Raw genomic sequence first — 18,289 nt, 5'->3', positions numbered from 1 at the left:
ATACTGATCGATCGGTCAATGCAGAAAAACTGAACTTTGGCGACGCGCAGCGGTATCCCCGACTCGTGCTGGAGTCAGGAATACCGGGGCTTTCAGGGGAGGCAGCGGTGAGGTGTCAGTGCTTTGGCTCATCGGCCCGGGAGGCCATATCGTGCAGGTAGCGACGCGATAGCGTGAGAAAACGCGGGGTTGCGCCGACGTCCTCATAAAGGGGGGCACCCTCTTCGTCGGTGGCGACCACATGCTGGCCCTGGACATAGGGGAAGCTCGCTTCGAGTTCCTCCAGGGCGGCACCGATCAATTCCCCCAGCAACTCTTCGGGGCTGCGCTTGGGGTACATCTCGGTAATCGCGGCGAGGCGGGCGGCGGCTTCCACGTCGAGGTGAACGGCGTAGCCGCTGTCGGTCAGGCGACCCTTGGCATTCTCTTCCCAGTGCTGGGCTAGCTCGCGGATTTTCATGGCGACCTCAATTCGCACCCGCTGGTGGCGGGTATTGATGAGTGGCCGGGCTGGCGTCAAGGCAGGGCCGGCGGTCAGCCCGGGTAGGGCCTAATTATCAGACTAGCTGCAGGCGGCCAGGTTCAGCGGGGAATTTTTTGTCGCCGGGCAATCGATCGCCCGGCTTGTAAGGCTTCGTCGCTGTGGTGCACTCTTGGGCTCTGGAACCGTCTCAGAGTCCGCCGGAGAGCCTGCCGATGTCCGATATTGATGTGCGTTTGCGTGAGGACGTTCACCTGCTGGGTGAACTGTTGGGCAATACCATCCGAGACCAGCACGGCGATGAGTTTCTCGACAAGATCGAGCGGATTCGCAAGAGCGCCAAGGCCGATCGCAGCGATTCGGCCAGTGCCGAGTTGAGCGCCAGCCTCGGTGACCTCGGTGACGACGAATTGCTGCCGGTGGCCCGGGCGTTCAACCAGTTCCTCAACCTGGCGAATATCGCCGAGCAGTATCAGTTGATCCACCGGCGTGACGAGTCGCAACCGGCGCCGTTCGAATCGCGAGTGCTGCCGGAGCTGCTCGCCCGCCTGCGCGCCGAAGGCCATGGCGCCGAGGCCCTGGCGCGACAACTGGGGCGCCTGGACATCGAACTGGTGCTCACCGCGCATCCCACCGAGGTGGCCCGGCGCACGTTGATCCAGAAATACGATGCCATTGCCGCGCAACTGGCGTTGCAGGACCACCGTGACCTGACCGCTGCCGAGCGCGAACAGATCCGCCAGCGCCTGCAACGGTTGATCGCCGAGGCCTGGCACACCGAGGAAATCCGCCGGACCCGGCCGACGCCGGTGGATGAAGCCAAGTGGGGCTTCGCGGTGATCGAGCATTCCCTCTGGCAGGCGATCCCCAACTACCTGCGCAAGGCCGACCAGGCCCTGCACGCCGCCACCGGCCTGCATCTGCCACTGGAGGCGGCGCCGATTCGCTTCGCGTCCTGGATGGGCGGCGACCGCGACGGCAACCCGAATGTCACCGCCAAGGTCACCCGTGAAGTCCTGTTGCTGGCGCGCTGGATGGCCGCCGACCTGTATCTGCGCGATGTCGACCAGCTGGCCGCCGATCTGTCGATGCAGCAGGCCAGCGAGGCCTTGCGCGCCCAGGCCGGCGACAGCGCCGAACCCTATCGCGCGGTGCTCAAGCAACTGCGCGAACGGCTAAGGGCGACCCGCCAGTGGGCCCATGCTTCGCTGGCGGTGACGCAGCCGGCCCCGGACGAGGTCCTGCAGAACAACCGCGAGCTGCTGGAGCCGCTGCAACTGTGCTATCAGTCCCTGCACGAATGCGGCATGGGCGTCATCGCCGATGGACCCTTGCTCGACTGCCTGCGGCGGGCGGTGACCTTCGGCCTGTTCCTGGTGCGCCTGGATGTTCGCCAGGACTCGTCGCGGCATGCCGCCGCCATGAGTGAGATCACCGACTACCTGGGCCTGGGTCGCTACGAAGACTGGGACGAAGACGCGCGCCTGACCTTCCTCATGCGCGAACTGGCCAATCGTCGGCCACTGTTGCCCGCGTACTTCAAGCCCTCGGCGGACACCGCCGAAGTGCTGGCGACCTGTAAGGAGATCGCGGCGGCACCGGCGGCCTCCCTGGGTTCCTATGTGATCTCCATGGCGGGCGCGGCTTCCGATGTGCTCGCGGTGCAACTGTTGCTCAAGGAGTCCGGGGTCCTGCGGCCAATGCGCGTGGTGCCGTTGTTCGAGACCCTGGCCGACCTGGACAGTGCCGGTCCGGTCATGGAACGGCTGTTGCTGCTGCCCGGTTATCGTTCGCGCCTGCAAGGACCGCAGGAAGTGATGATCGGCTACTCCGACTCGGCCAAGGACGCCGGCACCACGGCGGCGGCCTGGGCACAGTACCGGGCCCAGGAGCGGCTGGTGGAGATCTGTCGGGAACAGCAGGTCGAGTTGCTGTTGTTCCATGGTCGCGGCGGTACTGTCGGGCGTGGCGGCGGTCCGGCCCATGCGGCGATCCTGTCGCAGCCGCCGGGCTCGGTGGCGGGGCGTTTCCGCACCACCGAACAGGGCGAGATGATCCGCTTCAAGTTCGGCCTGCCGGACATCGCCGAACAGAACCTCAACCTCTACCTGGCCGCCGTGCTCGAAGCCACCCTGCTGCCGCCGCCACCGCCGGAACCGGCCTGGCGCAGCCTGATGGACGAACTGGCCGCGGACGGCGTCAATGCCTACCGTGCCGAAGTACGGGACAATCCGCAGTTCGTCGAGTATTTCCGCCAGTCGACCCCGGAACAGGAACTCGGCCGTCTGCCACTGGGCAGCCGCCCGGCCAAGCGTCGGGCCGGTGGGATCGAGAGCCTGCGGGCGATCCCGTGGATTTTCGGCTGGACCCAGACACGCCTGATGCTGCCGGCCTGGCTCGGCTGGGAGGCGGCCCTGCGCAAGGCGCTGGAGCGTGGCGAAGGCGAACTGCTGGGGCAGATGCGCGAACAGTGGCCGTTTTTCCGCACGCGCATCGACATGCTGGAAATGGTCCTGGCCAAGGCCGACAGCGATATTGCGCGGTCCTACGACGAACGTCTGGTGGAGGCCGAACTGCTGCCGTTGGGTGTGCACTTACGCGACCTATTGTCGCAGGCGTGCACGGTGGTGCTGGGTCTGACCGGCCAGTCGCAACTGCTCGCCCACAGTCCCGAGACCCTTGAATTCATTCGCCTGCGCAATACCTACCTGGATCCGCTGCACCTGCTGCAGGCCGAGTTGCTGGCCCGTTCGCGCCGCCAGGAAAGCGCCCAGGACAGCCCTCTGGAACAGGCTTTACTGGTGTCTGTGGCGGGGATCGCCGCCGGGTTGCGCAATACCGGCTAAGGTGTTGTGAATCATCGCCTGCCGATGGCAGGACAGGAACGACCGCCCGGTCACGGGCGGTCGTTTTTGTGTGGCGACACTTTGTTGCCGGGTTGCGACTCGGGATACCGGGTTTCAGGTGTCATGATGGCAGCGGTTACTGCGACTTTCGGCGGCTTGTGTGGGGTCGGTCGGCTGTGTATCTTGATCAGCCTTTGGCCGTTTGGGCGGCCATCACCCTATTGTTGAGATTGGCCCCACGAGGCGAATCCGAGCGTTTCTAAATAAAAAATTGAGGAGCACATCGATGCGCGTCATTCTGCTGGGAGCTCCCGGTGCCGGTAAAGGCACTCAGGCTAAGTTCATCACCGAAAAATTCGGCATCCCGCAAATCTCCACCGGCGACATGCTGCGTGCCGCGGTCAAGGCCGGCACCGAGCTGGGCATCAAGGCCAAGGGCATCATGGATGCCGGTGGCCTGGTTTCCGATGACCTGATCATCGCGCTGGTCAAGGACCGTATCGCCCAGGCCGATTGTGCCAAGGGTTTCCTGTTCGACGGTTTCCCACGCACCATTCCCCAGGCCGAAGCCCTGGTGGATGCCGGTGTCGAGCTGGACAACGTGGTCGAGATCGCCGTCGACGATGAAGAAATCGTCCAGCGTATCGCCGGTCGCCGTGTCCACGAAGCTTCCGGTCGCGTCTATCACACCGTCTACAACCCGCCAAAGGTTGAAGGCAAGGATGACCTGACCGGCGAAGAGCTGATCCAGCGCAAGGACGACACCGAAGAAACCGTTCGTCATCGCCTGTCGGTCTACCACTCCCAGACCAAGCCGCTGGTGGATTTCTACCAGAAGCTGTCGGCTGCCCAGGGCAAGCCGAAGTACAGCCACATCGCTGGCGTCGGTTCGGTCGAAGCGATCACCGGCAAGGTGCTCGAAGCGCTGAGCTGATTGCCGCCGGCCTCTCCAACAGCCCGCTTGCGGGCTGTTGTTGTTTATACTGTCGCACTTTTTTCATTCTGACCTGACGGAAACATCGATGAGCACCTTGCTGGCCCTGGACACCGCGACTGAAGCTTGCTCCGTTGCCTTGCTGCATGACGGCAAGGTCACGAGCCACTACGAGGTGATCCCGCGCCTGCATGCGCAGAAGCTGCTGCCGATGATCCAGCAGTTGCTGGCCGATGCGGGCATCGCCCTGTCGGCTGTCGACGCCATTGCCTTTGGCCGCGGACCGGGAGCCTTCACTGGCGTGCGGATCGCCATCGGTGTGGTCCAGGGCCTGGCATTCGCGCTGGAGCGGCCGGTGTTGCCGGTGTCCAACCTGGCAGTGCTGGCGCAGCGGGCGTTTCGCGAGCATGGTGCCAGCCAGGTCGCCGCGGCCATCGACGCGCGGATGGATGAGGTGTATTGGGGCTGCTACCGCGAGGTGGCTGGGGAAATGCGCCTGGTCGGTGCCGAAGCGGTCCTGCCGCCGGAAGTCGCGGCCCTGCCGGACGCTGCCAGCGGCCCGTGGTTCGGTGCGGGCACCGGCTGGGGTTATGGCGAGCGGATCAACGTTGCCTTGACCGGCCAGGATGCTGGCATGCTGCCCCATGCCGAAGACCTGCTGACCCTGGCGCGATTCGCCTGGGCCCGTGGCGAAGCCATCGTTGCCGATGAGGCGCAGCCGGTCTACCTGCGGGACAAGGTCGCCACGCCGAAGGCCCGTTGAGGCCGAGCGCGCTCCCCTGGAGGAGCCGGCGGCGCTACCTAAATTTCAGGCTAAACTGGATGTTAAGCCGATCACCCTGAAAACTACGCCGACCAGTCAAAAATGTGCCGTCCGTCATGTTTTGCACCGGTTGATGTCGTTGTGTGAAAACCTTTTCCACGTTCTGTGGTCTGGTTATCACTCGGGCAATAGCTATGTACGGCGCGTACTGCTAAATTGCCATCATCGACACCGAGCATGCCACAATGCGTATAGACGGCGTTTCATCACAGTCCTACCCCATCAAGCGCAAGCCCCGCAAGGCTGGCGTGGTGCTCGATGGCGACGAGGAGCTGCTGGACAACGAGAATGACGACCTGTCGGAAGTCGCCGCTCGTGCCCAGGCCGCCGGCAGTCGCCTGGCCAACCTGCCGGCACGCCCGCAGGACATGATCTTCCCGCGTTCCATGAGCAAGAGTGTCGCGACCGCCCTGGCCAGCTACCTGACCACGGCCGGTTTTGTCGAATGGGATATGGAAGTGCTGGGGCTCGACCTGCATATCTGATCTAATCGGCGTCATGACCGGTTCCATCCTGCCTTACTACCTTGGTTGTCCCTCCTGGAGCGAAAACGCCTGGCGCGAATTCCTGTACCCGGAAAACGCTCGCCCGACGGATTTCCTCGATCTCTACTCGCAGGTCTTCAACGCCGTCGAGGGCAACACCACCTTCTATGCGCGGCCGGCACCCGGCACCGTGGAGCGCTGGGCGCAGACCATGCCCGGGCATTTCCGCTTCACTGCCAAGTTTCCCCGGGATATCAGCCACGGTGGCGACCTGCGCGAGCAGGCGCAGGCGGCCGAGGATTTCCTGCAACTGCTCAAGCCGTTGGGCGAGCGGGTGTCGCCGCTGTGGCTGCAGTTACCGGCGAGTTTCGCGCCTCATCGCCTGAGCGAGCTGGCCGGGTTTATCGACAGCCTGGAGCGACCGCTGGCCATCGAGGTCCGGCATCCGGAGTTCTTCGCCAAGGGCGATGCCGAGCGGATGCTCAATCGATTGCTGCTGGACCGCGGGGTGGAGCGCATCTGCCTCGATCCCCGGGCGCTGTTCAGCTGTACTTCGACCGAACCCTCGGTACTGCACGCCCAGTCGAAAAAGCCCAAGGTGCCACCACGTCCGGCGGCCTTCACCGCATTTCCCCAGGTGCGCTTCATCGGCCATCCGGAACTGGCGGCCAATGAAAGCTTCCTCACGCCCTGGATCGAGAAAATCGCCGGCTGGATCGAGGAAGGGCGGACGCCTTATATCTTCCTGCACACTTCGGACAATCGCCTGGCGCCGGAACTGGCCCGGCGTTTTCACCAGCGCCTGATGGTACGTTTGCCTGGCTTGCCGGCACTGCCTGAGCTATACAGAGAGCCCGCCGTGGAGCAACTGGGCTTGCTCTGACGGCGACCTGTTTCTTCTGCCGGGAGTCGACCAATGGACGCGCAACCTTCTCAACTCCAGAGTATTCGAGCGCAGGCCTTCAAGGCCCTGCACGAGCGTGCCGGGGCCTTTGTGATCCCCAATCCTTGGGATGCCGGCTCGGCGAAAATGCTCGCCGCCCTGGGCTTCGAGGCCCTGGCGACCACCAGCGCCGGCCTGGCGTTCTCCCTGGGGCGCCCGGATGCCGAGGGCGCGATCAGCCGCGCCGATAACCTGGACAACGCCCAGGCGATTGTCCGGGCCACGGCGCTGCCGGTGGCGGCGGACCTGGAGAACGGTTTTGCCGACAGTCCCGCCGGTTGTGCCGAGACCATCCTGATGGCGGCCGAAGTCGGCCTGGTGGGTGGTTCCATCGAGGATGCCACGGGCAATGCCGGGGAGCCGATCTATCCCTTCGCCCTGGCGGTCGAACGGGTCGAAGCGGCGGTGGCGGCTGCACGTAGCCTGCCTTTTGCCTTCACGCTGACGGCGCGGGCGGAAAACTTCCTGGTCGGCCGACGGGATCTGGATGACACCATCCGCCGCCTGCAGGCTTTCGCCGAGGCCGGCGCCGATGTGTTGTATGCGCCGGCCTTGAGCACGCCGCAAGAGATTCGCGCGATCGTCAAGGCGGTGGCACCCAAGCCGGTGAATGTCCTGATGTCCGGCGGCGTGTCGTTGTCGGTGGCGGACTTGAGTGCGCTGGGGGTCAAGCGCATCAGCGTCGGCTCGGCGTTGGCGCGGGCGGCGTACGGGGCGTTTTATCAGGCTGCCGAAGAGATTCGCGGGCAGGGGACCTTCGCTTTCGCCGAACGGGCGATACCGTTCGGCAAGATCAACAAGATGTTCAAGGACTGAGGGCGGCGCTGAAACGGGGAGTGGCGACTCAGGCCGCCAGGCGCAGGTTGTGGGCGACCAGCGGGCGGGCCCAGCGCAGGTCGTAGTCCATTTCTTTCTGCTGCCGGGCCAGTGTCTGTTCGTCGAACGGCACGGCCGGTTTTTCCAGCAGGTCGAGTTCGAACTCGGCGATCGGCAGATGCAGCGGGCGCGGCTGTGGTGCCGCGCCAGGATCGGGCAGTGGCTGGCCGGCGGTGAGTACGATCGGGCGAACCCAACCGCTGTCGAAATCCTGTTGTTGCTGTTGTGCGATGAGTTCGTCGTCCGGATAGGGCGGGGCGGGCTTTTTCAGCAGGTCCAGCTCGAACTCGGCGATAGGCAGGAACAGCGGCTCAGGCGGACGAACGGGAGTGTCGGTGACATCGCATTGCCGCTGATCGACGATCTGCGCGAGCATTTGCGCGCCGGCGGTCGGTTCGACCGGGCCATCGACCGGCAGCTCGACACTGGCTTGCTTCGGTGCATCACCCACCTGCTCAGCCATGGCCCGGGCAAAGAAATCCTGCCACAGATGGCTGACGCCGCTCAGTGCTTGAGAATTTCGCAGGCCGTAATCGCCGACGGGCGATAGATAACCTATGGATGTGCGTTGAATGTCTGACATAGCTCTCGGTCGACGCTCAGCTCTGGCAAAATGCTGGATCATTCTGTTATCGGCAGTTTTTGCCGATCATTAAATTTTTGAGCGTGTTTTTCATGAGTGAGCAGCAAGCGGCCGTACGGATCAGAGTCGAGGCCTTGGCCGAAGGGTTTCAGCCCCAGGCAGAGCAGTGGGCCGAACGGCTGGGGCTGCCATTGCAGGAGCCCGGGGCGGAGTTCGCCTTGCAGGTCGGCGCGCAGGGCTTGCAGTTGCAACAGCTCGGGGCGGATGCGCCGGGCCCGGTGCGGGTGGATTTCGTCGAGGGCGGTGCGGCGCACCGTCGGCTGTACGGTGGTGGCAGCGGGCAGATGATCGCCAAGGCGGTCGGTGTCCAGCAGGGTGTGCGCCCGCGAGTGCTGGATGCCACCGCCGGCCTGGGCAAGGATGCGTTTGTGCTCGCCAGCCTGGGCTGCGAGATGAGCCTGATCGAGCGTCAGCCGCTGATCGGCGCGTTGCTGGAAGATGGCCTGGCCCGTGGCCTCGATGATTTCGATGTGGCGCTGATCGTTGCGCGCATGCGCCTGCTCAAGGGCAACTCGATCGAGGTGATGCGCGACTGGGAGGGCGAGCCGCCGCAGGTGATCTACCTGGACCCGATGTTCCCCCATCGGGAGAAAACCGCCCTGGTGAAGAAGGAAATGCGTCTGTTCCGGCCATTGGTCGGTGATGACCCGGATGCCCCGGCGTTGCTCGAAGCCGCGCTGGCGCTGGCCACGCACCGGGTGGTGGTCAAGCGTCCGCGCAAGGCGCCGTGTATTGCCGGGCCGAAACCGAGCCATGCCCTGGATGGCAAGTCGAGCCGCTACGATATCTATCCGAAGAAAGCGCTGAAGCCCTGAGGGCCCTTTCGCGGGCTTGCCAGGACTGCGGACCGCCGCGAAGACAGTTGTCCCGTCGCCCTGTGCTCAGGGCTTGTAGGCGCGCATGAACAGCGCCACCACCTCGCGCACATGCGCCTCGCTATCCTCGGCGTTCAGAGGCGCGCCGCAGCCATAGAGCAGACGGAAATTCGCCGCGCCCTTGAGCAGGCAGAAAAAATGCTCGGCGGCATTGTGCGGTTTGTCGATGTCCAGGGCGCCGCTCTGGTGGATCTTGCTCAGCAGCCGCTCCATCTCCGTGAGCATCCGCTGCGGGCCCGCCTCGAAGAAGATCTGCGACAGCTTCGGGTCCTGGCTGCCCAGCGCCATGATCAGCCGATGCAGGTTCACCGACTCGTCGCTGTTGATCAGGATATGAAAGCCGCGGGCGATATTGAGCAGCACCGATTCCACCGGCACGCCCACGGGCAGGGCGAAGAACAGTTCGGGCAACTGCTCCTCGCATTTGGCCACCACGGCGGCGGAGAACAGTGTCTCCTTGTCGTTGAAATGGCTGTAGACCGTCAGTTTTGAAACACCTGCCGCTGCTGCTACCGCGTCCATGCTGGTGCTGGCGTATCCATTACTCAGGAACAGATCTTTCGCCGCGTCAAGAATGGCCTGGCGTTTTGCCAGGTCCTTGGGGCGGCCGGGGCCGCTGGGCACAGAAAGATTGTCGGACATTTTCCACTTTAATACTGGACTGGTCAGTTTGGTATTAATACCATACTAGCCAGTATAATTATTCTGAGCATTCCTAGCGAAAGGTCCTACACCATGTTCCGCTATGTCCTGCCCCTTGCGTTGCCGGTCAGTTTAGCCTTTTTCCTGGCGGGCTGTGGTCACGAAGAGTCCGCCCAAGTCACTGTACGTCCCGCAATGGTGGTTCAACCGCAACTCTCGGCCCAGGCCATGGACAGTTATCCCGGTGAGGTCCGTGCACGTTTCGAACCCGAGCTGGCGTTCCGTATCGGCGGCAAGGTCACCCGGCGACTGGTCGAGGAGGGCGAGCGGGTCAAGGCCAACCAGCCGCTGGCGGAGCTTGATCCCCAGGATGTGCGCCTGCAACTGGAAGCGACCCGCGCCCAGGTCGCGGCAGCCGAGGCCAACCTGAGCCTGGTGCGTTCCGAGCGGGATCGCTACAAGACCCTGCTGGACCGGCAGATGGTCAGCCGTTCGCAGTATGACAATGCGGAAAACACCTATCGTGCCGGCGAAGCGCGACTCAGGCAGATCAAGGCCGAGTTCGACGTCTCCAGCAACCAGGCCGGCTACGCCGTGCTGCGCGCACCCCAGGACGGGGTGGTCGCCAAGCGCCAGGTCGAGGTCGGCCAGGTGGTGGCGGCCGGACAGACGGTCTTCACCCTGGCTGCTGACGGCGAGCGCGAAGTGCTGATCAGTTTTCCGGAGCAGGCCTTCGGACGGTTCAAGGTCGGCCAGGATGTCTCGGTCGAACTCTGGTCCCAGCCGGACCAGCGCTTCAACGGACATATCCGCGAGCTGTCGCCGGCAGCCGATCCGAAATCGCGGACCTTCGCCGCGCGCATCGCCTTCAGTGCCGGGAAAACTCCCGCCGAGCTGGGCCAGAGCGCGCGGGTGTTCGTCCAGGCGGCGAGTGTCGTGCCGCTGTCGGTGCCGTTGTCTTCGCTGACCGCCGAGAATGGCGCGACCTACGTCTGGAAAGTCCAGGCGGACAACACCCTCAAGCGCACCCCGGTGCGTGTCGGCGCCTTCGGCGAGAAGAGCGTGCCGGTGCTCGAAGGCCTCGGGGCCAATGACTGGGTGGTGGCGGCCGGTGTGCATGTGCTCCATGAGGGCGAACTGATTCGCCCGGTGGATCGCTCCAACCGCGTGGTCAACCTGGCGGCCAAGGAGTAGTCCCCGATGGGTTTCAACCTTTCCGAATGGGCGTTGCGTAACCGCCAGATCGTGCTGTTCCTGATGATATTGCTGGCGCTGGTGGGGGCTCTGTCCTACACCAAGCTTGGCCAGAGCGAAGATCCGCCGTTCACTTTCAAGGCCATGGTGATCCGCACCAACTGGCCAGGGGCGACGGCCCAGGAAGTCTCGCGGCAGGTCACCGAGCGCATTGAAAAGAAACTGATGGAAACCGGTGAGTACGAGCGGATCATGTCGTTCTCCCGTCCGGGCGAATCCCAGGTGACCTTCATGGCCCGGGACTCGCTGCACTCGGCGCAGATTCCCGAGTTGTGGTACCAGGTCCGGAAGAAAATCGGCGATATCCGCCAGACCCTGCCACCGGATATCCAGGGGCCGTTCTTCAACGACGAGTTCGGTACCACCTTCGGCAACATCTATGCGCTGACCGGCGACGGCTTCGACTACGCGGTGCTCAAGGACTACGCCGACCGTATCCAGATCCAGCTGCAACGGGTCAAGGACGTGGGCAAGGTCGACCTGCTGGGACTGCAGGACGAGAAGATCTGGATCGAGCTGTCGAACGTCAAGCTGGCGACCCTCGGCCTGCCGCTGGCGGCGGTCCAGCAGGCGTTGCAGGAGCAGAACACGGTATCCACGGCGGGCTTCTTCGAAACGCCGACGGAACGTGTGCAACTACGCGTCAGCGGCAATTTCAAGAGCGTCGACGAGATACGCAATTTCCCGATCCGGGTCGGCGATCGCACCTTCCGCATCGGCGACATCGCCGAGATTCATCGCGGCTTCAATGATCCACCGGCGCCGCGCATGCGCTTCATGGGGGAAGATGCCATCGGCCTGGCCGTGGCGATGAACGACGGCGGCGATATCCTGGTGCTGGGCAAGGCGCTGGAGGTCGAGTTCGCGCGGATCCAGAAAAGCCTGCCGGCGGGCATGCAGTTGAGCAAGGTTTCCGACCAGCCGGCGGCGGTCAAGACCGGTGTCGGCGAGTTCGTCCAGGTGCTGGTGGAGGCCCTGGCGATTGTCCTGCTGGTGAGTTTCTTCTCCCTCGGTGTGCGCACCGGCATGGTGGTGGCCCTGGCGATTCCGCTGGTGCTGGCGATGACCTTCGCCACCATGTATTACCTCGGCATCGGCCTGCACAAGATTTCCCTCGGCGCGCTGGTGCTGGCGCTGGGCCTGCTGGTGGACGATGCGATCATTGCCGTGGAAATGATGGCGATCAAGATGGAGCAGGGTTTCGACCGGCTCAAGGCGGCGAGTTTCGCCTGGACCAGCACGGCGTTCCCGATGCTCACCGGGACGCTGATCACCGCCGCCGGCTTCCTGCCGATCGCGACCGCGCAGTCGGGGACCGGCGAGTACACCCGTTCGATCTTCCAGGTGGTGACCATCGCGCTGCTGGCGTCATGGATCGCCGCCGTGGTGTTTGTGCCCTACCTGGGGGAAAAACTGCTACCGGACCTGGCGAAGATCCATGCCGCCAAGCATGGCGCGGGACAACCGGACCCCTACGCCACGCCGTTCTACCAGCGGGTGCGCCGCCTGGTGGGCTGGTGCGTGCGTCGGCGCAAGACGGTGATTGTCCTGACCGTCCTGCTGTTCGTGGGTTCGGTGGCGTTGTTCCGCTTCGTCCCCCAGCAGTTCTTCCCTGCCTCCGGGCGGCTGGAACTGATGGTCGACCTGAAGCTGGCCGAAGGCGCGTCGCTGAGCAACACCGCCGATCAGGTCAAGCGCCTGGAAGGCCTGCTCAAGGGGCATGCGGGCATCGACAACTACGTGGCCTATGTCGGCACCGGTTCGCCGCGTTTCTACCTGCCGCTGGACCAGCAATTGCCGGCGGCCAGCTTTGCCCAGTTTGTCGTGCTGGCGAAAACCATCGAGGACCGTGAAAGCCTGCGGACCTGGTTGATCGCCACGCTCAACGAGCAGTTCCCGGATCTGCGCTCGCGGGTCACGCGCCTGGAGAACGGTCCGCCGGTCGGTTATCCGGTGCAGTTCCGGGTCACCGGTGAACATATCGAAGTGGTGCGCGCCCTGGCCCGCAAGGTGGCGGCCAAGGTGCGGGAGAACCCCCATGTGGTCAACGTGCACCTGGACTGGGAAGAGCCGAGCAAGGTGGTCTATCTGAATGTCGACCAGGATCGTGCCCGCGCCCTGGGCGTGAGCACGGCGAACCTGTCACGCTTCCTGCAGAGCTCCCTGACCGGATCGACCGTCAGCCAGTACCGCGAAGACAACGAGTTGATCGAGATCCTGCTGCGCGGCACCGTGCACGAGCGCAACGAGCTGTCGGCCCTGCCGAGCCTGGCGGTGCCGACCGACAACGGCGCCAGTGTGGCGTTGTCGCAGATCGCGACGCTGGAGTACGGTTTCGAGGAAGGCATCATCTGGCACCGCAATCGCCTGCCGAACGTGACCATCCGCGCCGACATCTACGGCCAGGAACAGCCGGTGAGCCTGGTCAAGCAGATCATGCCGACCCTGGACCCGATCCGTGCCGAACTGCCGGATGGCTACCTGCTGGACGTGGGCGGTACGGTGGAGGACTCGGAGCGTGGCCAGGCCTCGGTGAACGCCGGGGTGCCCTTGTTCATCGTGGTGGTGCTGACCCTGCTGATGCTGCAATTGCGCAGTTTCTCGCGGGTGGCGCTGGTGTTCCTCACCGCACCGCTGGGGCTGATTGGCGTGACGCTGTTCCTGCTGGTGTTCCGCCAGCCGTTCGGTTTCGTGGCCATGCTCGGGACTATCGCCTTGTCGGGGATGATCATGCGTAACTCGGTGATCCTGGTGGACCAGATCGAGCAGGATATCCGTGCGGGCATGTCGCAATGGCAGGCGATCATCGAGGCGACGGTACGGCGCTTCCGGCCGATCGTGCTGACCGCCCTGGCGGCGGTGCTGGCGATGATCCCGCTGTCGCGCAGCGTGTTCTACGGGCCGATGGCGGTCGCGATCATGGGCGGCCTGATCGTGGCGACGGCCTTGACCCTGCTGTTCCTGCCGGCGCTGTATGCCGGCTGGTTCAGGGTGAAGAAGACCGCGGAATAAGCCGCTGCGCGGGGTCGAAGATCGTTCCCACGCTCTGCGTGGGAACGCCTGGCTGGATGCTCTGCGTCCGCTGTTGTGACGCGGAGCGTCACGGGCTGCATTCCCACGCGGAGCGTGGGAACGATCAGATCAAAGCTTCGCGGGCAAGCCCGCTCCCACTGGGTGGGAGCGATCGGTGGGATCAGAGCGCGCCGAACACCTTTTTCGCCAGGCTGGTGGCCGCTTCCGCCGGGTTGGCGCGGATGCCTTCTTCCTTCTGGGCGATCATCTTGAACAGGCCGTCCAGGGCCTTTTCCGTCACGTAGCTTTCAATGTTGGCACTCTTGGCATCAAGCACGCCAAGGGTCGCGGCCTGCCCGGCGAACGAGTTGTACTGCTTGGCCAGGCCGACCTGGTCGGTGGCCTGCTTGACGATCGGCAGGAACTTGGCGCGGATCTGTTCGCGGCTGGTCTTGTCCAGGTACTGGGTGGCCGAGTCCTTGCCGCCGGTGAGAATGCCCTTGGCATCGGTCACGGTCATCTTTTTCACCGCGTCCACCAGCAGGGCCTGGGCCTGTGGCATGGCTGCCTCCGCCGCCTTGTTCATGCTGGTTTCCAGCTGGTCGACCTGTTCACCCATGCCGAACTGTTTCATCTTGCTGGCGACCTTGCCCAGCTTGCCCGGCAGTTCGATCTTCACTTCCGGGTTGTTGCTGAAGCCGCCAGGTTTGCCGAGCGTCGTGACGGCTGCGACGGCCCCCTGGGCCAGGGCGTCCTTGAGGCCGCCCGAGGCTTCGCCCTGGGAAAGGCTGCCCAGGGACAGGGCCAGGGCGTTGGCGGAAATCAGCAGGCCGGCGCAGAGGCCTGCCAGGCGTAGGGAAGGACGGAGCATGGAAAGCTTCCTTATTCGAGAAGTGAAGAAATGACCGGGCGGCATCGACACGGATCCGCGAGGGCTGTGCAGATGCAACCCGGTACTCAGGAGAATCTAACGGATTTGCCGCCAAACGCCAGCGCCCGACGGCTCCTGTCTCTTCGAATCAGGCGCTCAGCGTCAGCGGCTGGGGTTTTTCCTTCTGCAGCACGACGGTCCTGGGGATGGGTTTCAGGGTGAATTTGCGCCGGCTGCCGAAGGTGCCGCGGGTCTCGTAGGCCTGGCCGGGCTTGACCTTGAGCGGGTCATACCGCAGGTAGCGGGGGATCGAGCCCTTGAGCAGGGTGATTTCCTCGCTGAGCACGTAAGGCGGGAGGCCGGGCTCCGTCAGGGCCACCAGCCTCAGGGTCGCCAGGGTGTTTTCCTCCGTGCCGATCAGCGGCACCAGTGCGGCGCTCAGGTAGAGGTAGCCGGGCGGGCTCAGGTGGAAGCTTTCTTCCTGGTTGTCCTTGCGCCAGCGGAAGCTGTACTTGAGATCGGCCAGTTGCGAGACGCCGGCCACGCTCATGTCGAACTCGATCTCGATCTTGCAGTTGTACCTGAGATCCTGGGGCAGTTCGAAAGTGAAGCGCCATGGCGACTGGGTGGGCAGCCGGGCGGCGGTCCAGGTGCCCAGGACCGTGCCCGTGCAACGGTTGCGCAGGATGATCCGGGTCTCTGCCTGGGCCGGGATCGAGTAGTCCGGCGGGAAGTGGAAAACAGCGGTCACGACATTTTTTGCAGTCATCTCGATATCCTTATCGAACGCGTCAAAAGCAACGCAAGGTTCAGTCTATACGAGCGTCGGCGGGGTAAATCCGGCAAGGAAACATCCGTGCTTCTTTGCCGAACCGTCTGTCATGAGGTCGCCTATTCTCCGACGCTGGCCGGCTGATCGGCGGCATCCTCGTTGCGGTGCAGCGCCACCTGGCGGATCGACAGGCGGATCTCCGCGGGCAACACCCGCTTGGCCGCGCCTTCCGCCAGTTCGCCGAGCAGTTCGTGATGGCCCAGCTTGCCGGCTTCGTCCCGGCGCAGGACGCCGAGGTCGAGCAGGGTCTGGATAAAGTGTCGGAACAGGCTCTTGTCGAAGAACTCCGGGGCGTTGAGCCCGTGCAGGATCGACAGGCGCTGGGCCATGACCGTGCACAAGTCTTCCAGTTCTTCGGCGCTGATGTTGTTCTGGCCACTGTTGAGCAGCAGCGAGATCGCCATGTAGAAGCGTTGCAGGGTCTGGGCAATGCTTTTCGACAGCAGCGTCAGCAGGACGAAATGCCGCGAGCTGGGCGCCGGACGCAGGTAGACCTCGTTCTCGAAACGCAGCAGGCCCTGTTCGACAAAGGCTTCGAGCCACTGGTCGATCACGGCGTCGAGTTCGTCGAGGGACCAGCGAATGAACAGTTCCGATTGCAGGTACGGGTACAACGCCCGGGTATAACGCAGGATCAGCTCGCGGCTCATGCGTGACGAGCTCTGGAAGAAACTCGCCAGCAGGGCCGGCAGGGCGAAGATATGCAGGACGTTGTTGCGGTAGTAGGTCATCAGGACGGCGTTCTGCTCGTCCAGGTAGAGGATCTTGCCCAGGGCATCGCTCTGTTCCGAGAGCAGGTCCATATCCTTGACGTGCTGGATCAGCGCGCGACCGTCACCTTGTGGCAGGGTGGTGTGCGGCGAATAGGGCACGCGGCGCAGCAAGGCCAGGTAGAGATCGAGGACCCGGGCCATGGCGCGGTCGTCCAGGGCCAGGCGGCTGGTGGACAGCAGGGCCAGGGCCACCAGGTTCACCGGGTTGATCGCGGCGGCTTCGTTGAGGTGGCGGGCCACGCGCTCGCCGAGGCGGTTGGTGGTCGCGTTCAGCCATGCCGGCTTGAACTGCGGGCCCAGTTCCTGGGTGCGCCAGTCCGGTTGTTCCTGGTCGAGGAATTCGGCGAGCTTGATCGGCTCGCCGAAGTTGACCGCCACCTGGCCGAAGCGCTGCTTGAGGGCGCCGATGACCTTGAAGATGTCGAAGATCGATTCCTTTTTCTTGCTCGCCCCGCGCAACTCACCGAGATAGGTACGACCTTCCAGCACCCGCTCGTAGCCGATGTAGACCGGGACGAAGACGATCGGCATGCGCGAGGAGCGCAGGAAGCTGCGCAGGGTGATCGCCAGCATCCCGGTCTTGGGTTGCAGCATGCGCCCGGTCCGCGAGCGTCCGCCCTCGACGAAGTACTCCACCGGGAAACCCTTGGTGAACAGGGTATGCAGGTATTCGTTGAACACCGAGGTGTAGAGCGGGTTGCCCTTGAACGTGCGGCGCATGAAGAACGCGCCGCCACGGCGCAGCAGGCTGCCGATCACCGGCATGTTGAGGTTGATCCCGGCGGCGATGTGCGGCGGGGTCAGGCCGTTGCGAAACAGCAGGTAGGACAGCAGCAGGTAGTCGATGTGGCTGCGGTGGCAGGGTACGTAGATCACCTCGTGACCCTGGGCCACGGCCTGCACGCCTTCGATATGGTTGACCCTGATGCCGTCGTAGATCTTGTTCCAGAACCAGCTCAGCACCACTTCGAGGAAGCGGATCGCGGTGTAGGTGTAGTCCGAGGCGATTTCGTTGCCGTAGCGCAGGGCCTGTTCCTTGGCCTTTTCCACGGAGATGTTCTCGCGTTCGGCTTCTTCGAGGATCGCCTGGCGCACCAGTGGCTCGTTGACCAGGCCCTTGACCAGGTTGCGCCGGTGGGACAGGTCGGGCCCGATGACCGCGGTCTTGAGGTTGCGAAAGTGTACCCGCAGGATGCGCTGGGCCATGCGCACGGTACGCTCGTGGCCCTTGTTGTGCTCCACCAGTTCGCGCAGGCGGATCGGCGCGGAGAACTGCACGCGGGTCTTGCGGCCGAGAATCAGGATGCTCAGCAGCCGGCGCAGGCGACCGGTGACCGCCCAGCTATCGGCGAACAGCAGTTTCCACGGGCTCGACTCGCTGTCCGGCGACTGCCCCCAGAACACGCTGACCGGGATGATCTGGGCATCTTCGACGGCGTCCCGGCTCAGGGTGTCGACCAGGCGGGTCAGGGTCGGTGGCGCGCCACGCTTGTCCTGGCGGCCCAGCCAGTCCGGCTCCGGGGTCAGGTAGAAAAAGGCCGCCGGCTCCATCAGGGGGCCCACCGACACCGGCAGTACCGGGCGCGGCAGGCCGGCCTTGGTGCATTCGCGGTCGACCACGGCCAGGTCGGTCAGCGACGGCGATTGCAGGACGTAGAACACCGGGCGGCTGCGGTCGAGGTTGAGGGTCAGGGACGACTGGTTGATCGTCTCCGAGCGCACCCACAGGTACAGGAGGCGGCGCAGGGTGCCAAACACAAGACGGCGGAACGGGGAGCGGGTCATACGGCTTCTGCTTAAGGTGGCTGCTTCAGGTGGCTGAACCAGGTGAATTGGACCGTGCGTTTGCTCGGGGCTGGTAGTGTGCCGCATCTGCCGAAAATCGGCAAAAAGGCGACCCGGTAATATTGATTGAGAGTTTTCCGGGCTGTCTTATACTCGGATGTTCGCCATGAGCGGTATGACCCATGCGCGTCACGTGAAGTTCTGGCGATCAGGC

Annotated in this window: 15 protein-coding genes; 9 read left to right on the top strand and 6 right to left on the bottom strand. The window is 64.1% G+C overall.

From position 1 onward, the window contains the following. Positions 1–115 precede the first annotated feature (115 nt). On the bottom strand, positions 116–460 hold the full coding sequence (locus ACL9RJ_RS09030) for a pilin assembly protein (protein ID WP_422765152.1): 345 nt from the start codon (positions 458–460) through the stop codon (positions 116–118). A gap of 236 nt (positions 461–696) precedes the next feature. On the opposite strand from ACL9RJ_RS09030, the gene ppc reads away from it, so the two are divergent. The 6 genes from ppc (at position 697) to ACL9RJ_RS09000 (ending at position 7,328) form a co-directional block, all read left to right on the top strand. Then, positions 697–3,327: a phosphoenolpyruvate carboxylase gene (gene ppc, locus ACL9RJ_RS09025; protein WP_422765151.1), complete on the top strand. Its 2,631-nt coding sequence runs from the start codon at positions 697–699 to the stop codon at positions 3,325–3,327. Between the two features lie 286 nt (positions 3,328–3,613). Further along, positions 3,614–4,261, top strand: a complete 648-nt coding sequence (adk, locus tag ACL9RJ_RS09020; protein WP_017127092.1) for an adenylate kinase — start codon at positions 3,614–3,616, stop codon at positions 4,259–4,261. An 88-nt stretch (positions 4,262–4,349) separates the two neighbouring features. Continuing rightward, positions 4,350–5,024: a tRNA (adenosine(37)-N6)-threonylcarbamoyltransferase complex dimerization subunit type 1 TsaB gene (gene tsaB, locus ACL9RJ_RS09015; protein ID WP_017127093.1), complete on the top strand. Its 675-nt coding sequence runs from the start codon at positions 4,350–4,352 to the stop codon at positions 5,022–5,024. 245 nt (positions 5,025–5,269) lie between these two features. Further along, complete coding sequence (locus tag ACL9RJ_RS09010) at positions 5,270–5,569, top strand: hypothetical protein (RefSeq protein ID WP_017127094.1); 300 nt, start codon at positions 5,270–5,272, stop codon at positions 5,567–5,569. A gap of 13 nt (positions 5,570–5,582) precedes the next feature. Further along, the gene (locus ACL9RJ_RS09005; RefSeq protein ID WP_017127095.1) at positions 5,583–6,452 is read left to right on the top strand and encodes a DUF72 domain-containing protein; all 870 of its coding nucleotides are present in this window, start codon (positions 5,583–5,585) and stop codon (positions 6,450–6,452) included. A 33-nt stretch (positions 6,453–6,485) separates the two neighbouring features. Next, complete coding sequence (locus ACL9RJ_RS09000) at positions 6,486–7,328, top strand: isocitrate lyase/PEP mutase family protein (protein WP_422765150.1); 843 nt, start codon at positions 6,486–6,488, stop codon at positions 7,326–7,328. A gap of 28 nt (positions 7,329–7,356) precedes the next feature. Here ACL9RJ_RS09000 and ACL9RJ_RS08995 read toward each other — a convergent pair whose 3' ends face one another. Further along, positions 7,357–7,971 (bottom strand): energy transducer TonB, encoded by a 615-nt coding sequence (locus tag ACL9RJ_RS08995; RefSeq protein ID WP_177085700.1) that lies wholly within the window; start codon positions 7,969–7,971, stop codon positions 7,357–7,359. 92 nt (positions 7,972–8,063) lie between these two features. Between ACL9RJ_RS08995 and ACL9RJ_RS08990 the strand changes: the two genes are divergently transcribed. Continuing rightward, positions 8,064–8,846: a class I SAM-dependent methyltransferase gene (locus ACL9RJ_RS08990; protein ID WP_422765149.1), complete on the top strand. Its 783-nt coding sequence runs from the start codon at positions 8,064–8,066 to the stop codon at positions 8,844–8,846. Positions 8,847–8,912: 66 nt separating this feature from the next. Here the strand turns inward: ACL9RJ_RS08990 and ACL9RJ_RS08985 are convergent, their stop codons facing one another. Next, on the bottom strand, positions 8,913–9,548 hold the full coding sequence (locus ACL9RJ_RS08985; RefSeq protein ID WP_017127099.1) for a TetR/AcrR family transcriptional regulator: 636 nt from the start codon (positions 9,546–9,548) through the stop codon (positions 8,913–8,915). A gap of 93 nt (positions 9,549–9,641) precedes the next feature. On the opposite strand from ACL9RJ_RS08985, the gene ACL9RJ_RS08980 reads away from it, so the two are divergent. Together ACL9RJ_RS08980 and ACL9RJ_RS08975 are read left to right on the top strand one after the other, a co-directional pair. Beyond that, positions 9,642–10,742 carry an efflux RND transporter periplasmic adaptor subunit gene (locus ACL9RJ_RS08980; protein WP_042935715.1) on the top strand — a complete coding sequence of 367 codons (1,101 nt, stop codon included), beginning with the start codon at positions 9,642–9,644 and terminating at the stop codon, positions 10,740–10,742. Positions 10,743–10,748: 6 nt separating this feature from the next. Beyond that, positions 10,749–13,814 (top strand): efflux RND transporter permease subunit, encoded by a 3,066-nt coding sequence (locus ACL9RJ_RS08975; protein ID WP_017127101.1) that lies wholly within the window; start codon positions 10,749–10,751, stop codon positions 13,812–13,814. Between the two features lie 181 nt (positions 13,815–13,995). Here ACL9RJ_RS08975 and ACL9RJ_RS08970 read toward each other — a convergent pair whose 3' ends face one another. The 3 genes from ACL9RJ_RS08970 to plsB form a co-directional block, all read right to left on the bottom strand. Further along, a complete protein-coding gene (locus ACL9RJ_RS08970) occupies positions 13,996–14,685 on the bottom strand; it encodes a DUF4197 domain-containing protein (protein ID WP_177085706.1) in 690 nt (229 codons plus the stop codon). Positions 14,686–14,833: 148 nt separating this feature from the next. Continuing rightward, the gene (locus tag ACL9RJ_RS08965; RefSeq protein WP_177118273.1) at positions 14,834–15,454 is read right to left on the bottom strand and encodes a hypothetical protein; all 621 of its coding nucleotides are present in this window, start codon (positions 15,452–15,454) and stop codon (positions 14,834–14,836) included. A gap of 122 nt (positions 15,455–15,576) precedes the next feature. Further along, on the bottom strand, positions 15,577–18,075 hold the full coding sequence (gene plsB / locus ACL9RJ_RS08960; RefSeq protein WP_422765148.1) for a glycerol-3-phosphate 1-O-acyltransferase PlsB: 2,499 nt from the start codon (positions 18,073–18,075) through the stop codon (positions 15,577–15,579). Positions 18,076–18,289 lie beyond the last annotated feature (214 nt).

It is taken from the genome of Pseudomonas sp. Mn2068, from assembly GCF_049319725.1.
Taxonomy (GTDB): domain Bacteria; phylum Pseudomonadota; class Gammaproteobacteria; order Pseudomonadales; family Pseudomonadaceae; genus Aquipseudomonas; species Aquipseudomonas gingeri.
Note: the sequence above shows the minus strand (reverse complement) of the source record. Positions and strands in the feature narration are given on the sequence as shown.

What these genes read in the sequence shown, in the direction of transcription:
- ACL9RJ_RS08975 (WP_017127101.1), top strand. Translation starts at nt 10,749, where the DNA reads ATGGGTTTCAACCTTTCCGAATGGGCGTTGCGTAACCGCCAGATCGTG.
- ACL9RJ_RS08970 (WP_177085706.1), bottom strand. Translation starts at nt 14,685, where the DNA reads ATGCTCCGTCCTTCCCTACGCCTGGCAGGCCTCTGCGCCGGCCTGCTG.
- ACL9RJ_RS08965 (WP_177118273.1), bottom strand. Translation starts at nt 15,454, where the DNA reads ATGACTGCAAAAAATGTCGTGACCGCTGTTTTCCACTTCCCGCCGGAC.
- ACL9RJ_RS09010 (WP_017127094.1), top strand. Translation starts at nt 5,270, where the DNA reads ATGCGTATAGACGGCGTTTCATCACAGTCCTACCCCATCAAGCGCAAG.
- ACL9RJ_RS08980 (WP_042935715.1), top strand. Translation starts at nt 9,642, where the DNA reads ATGTTCCGCTATGTCCTGCCCCTTGCGTTGCCGGTCAGTTTAGCCTTT.
- ACL9RJ_RS09005 (WP_017127095.1), top strand. Translation starts at nt 5,583, where the DNA reads ATGACCGGTTCCATCCTGCCTTACTACCTTGGTTGTCCCTCCTGGAGC.
- ACL9RJ_RS08995 (WP_177085700.1), bottom strand. Translation starts at nt 7,971, where the DNA reads ATGTCAGACATTCAACGCACATCCATAGGTTATCTATCGCCCGTCGGC.
- ACL9RJ_RS08985 (WP_017127099.1), bottom strand. Translation starts at nt 9,548, where the DNA reads ATGTCCGACAATCTTTCTGTGCCCAGCGGCCCCGGCCGCCCCAAGGAC.
- tsaB (WP_017127093.1), top strand. Translation starts at nt 4,350, where the DNA reads ATGAGCACCTTGCTGGCCCTGGACACCGCGACTGAAGCTTGCTCCGTT.
- ACL9RJ_RS09030 (WP_422765152.1), bottom strand. Translation starts at nt 460, where the DNA reads ATGAAAATCCGCGAGCTAGCCCAGCACTGGGAAGAGAATGCCAAGGGT.
- ACL9RJ_RS08990 (WP_422765149.1), top strand. Translation starts at nt 8,064, where the DNA reads ATGAGTGAGCAGCAAGCGGCCGTACGGATCAGAGTCGAGGCCTTGGCC.
- adk (WP_017127092.1), top strand. Translation starts at nt 3,614, where the DNA reads ATGCGCGTCATTCTGCTGGGAGCTCCCGGTGCCGGTAAAGGCACTCAG.
- ACL9RJ_RS09000 (WP_422765150.1), top strand. Translation starts at nt 6,486, where the DNA reads ATGGACGCGCAACCTTCTCAACTCCAGAGTATTCGAGCGCAGGCCTTC.
- plsB (WP_422765148.1), bottom strand. Translation starts at nt 18,075, where the DNA reads ATGACCCGCTCCCCGTTCCGCCGTCTTGTGTTTGGCACCCTGCGCCGC.
- ppc (WP_422765151.1), top strand. Translation starts at nt 697, where the DNA reads ATGTCCGATATTGATGTGCGTTTGCGTGAGGACGTTCACCTGCTGGGT.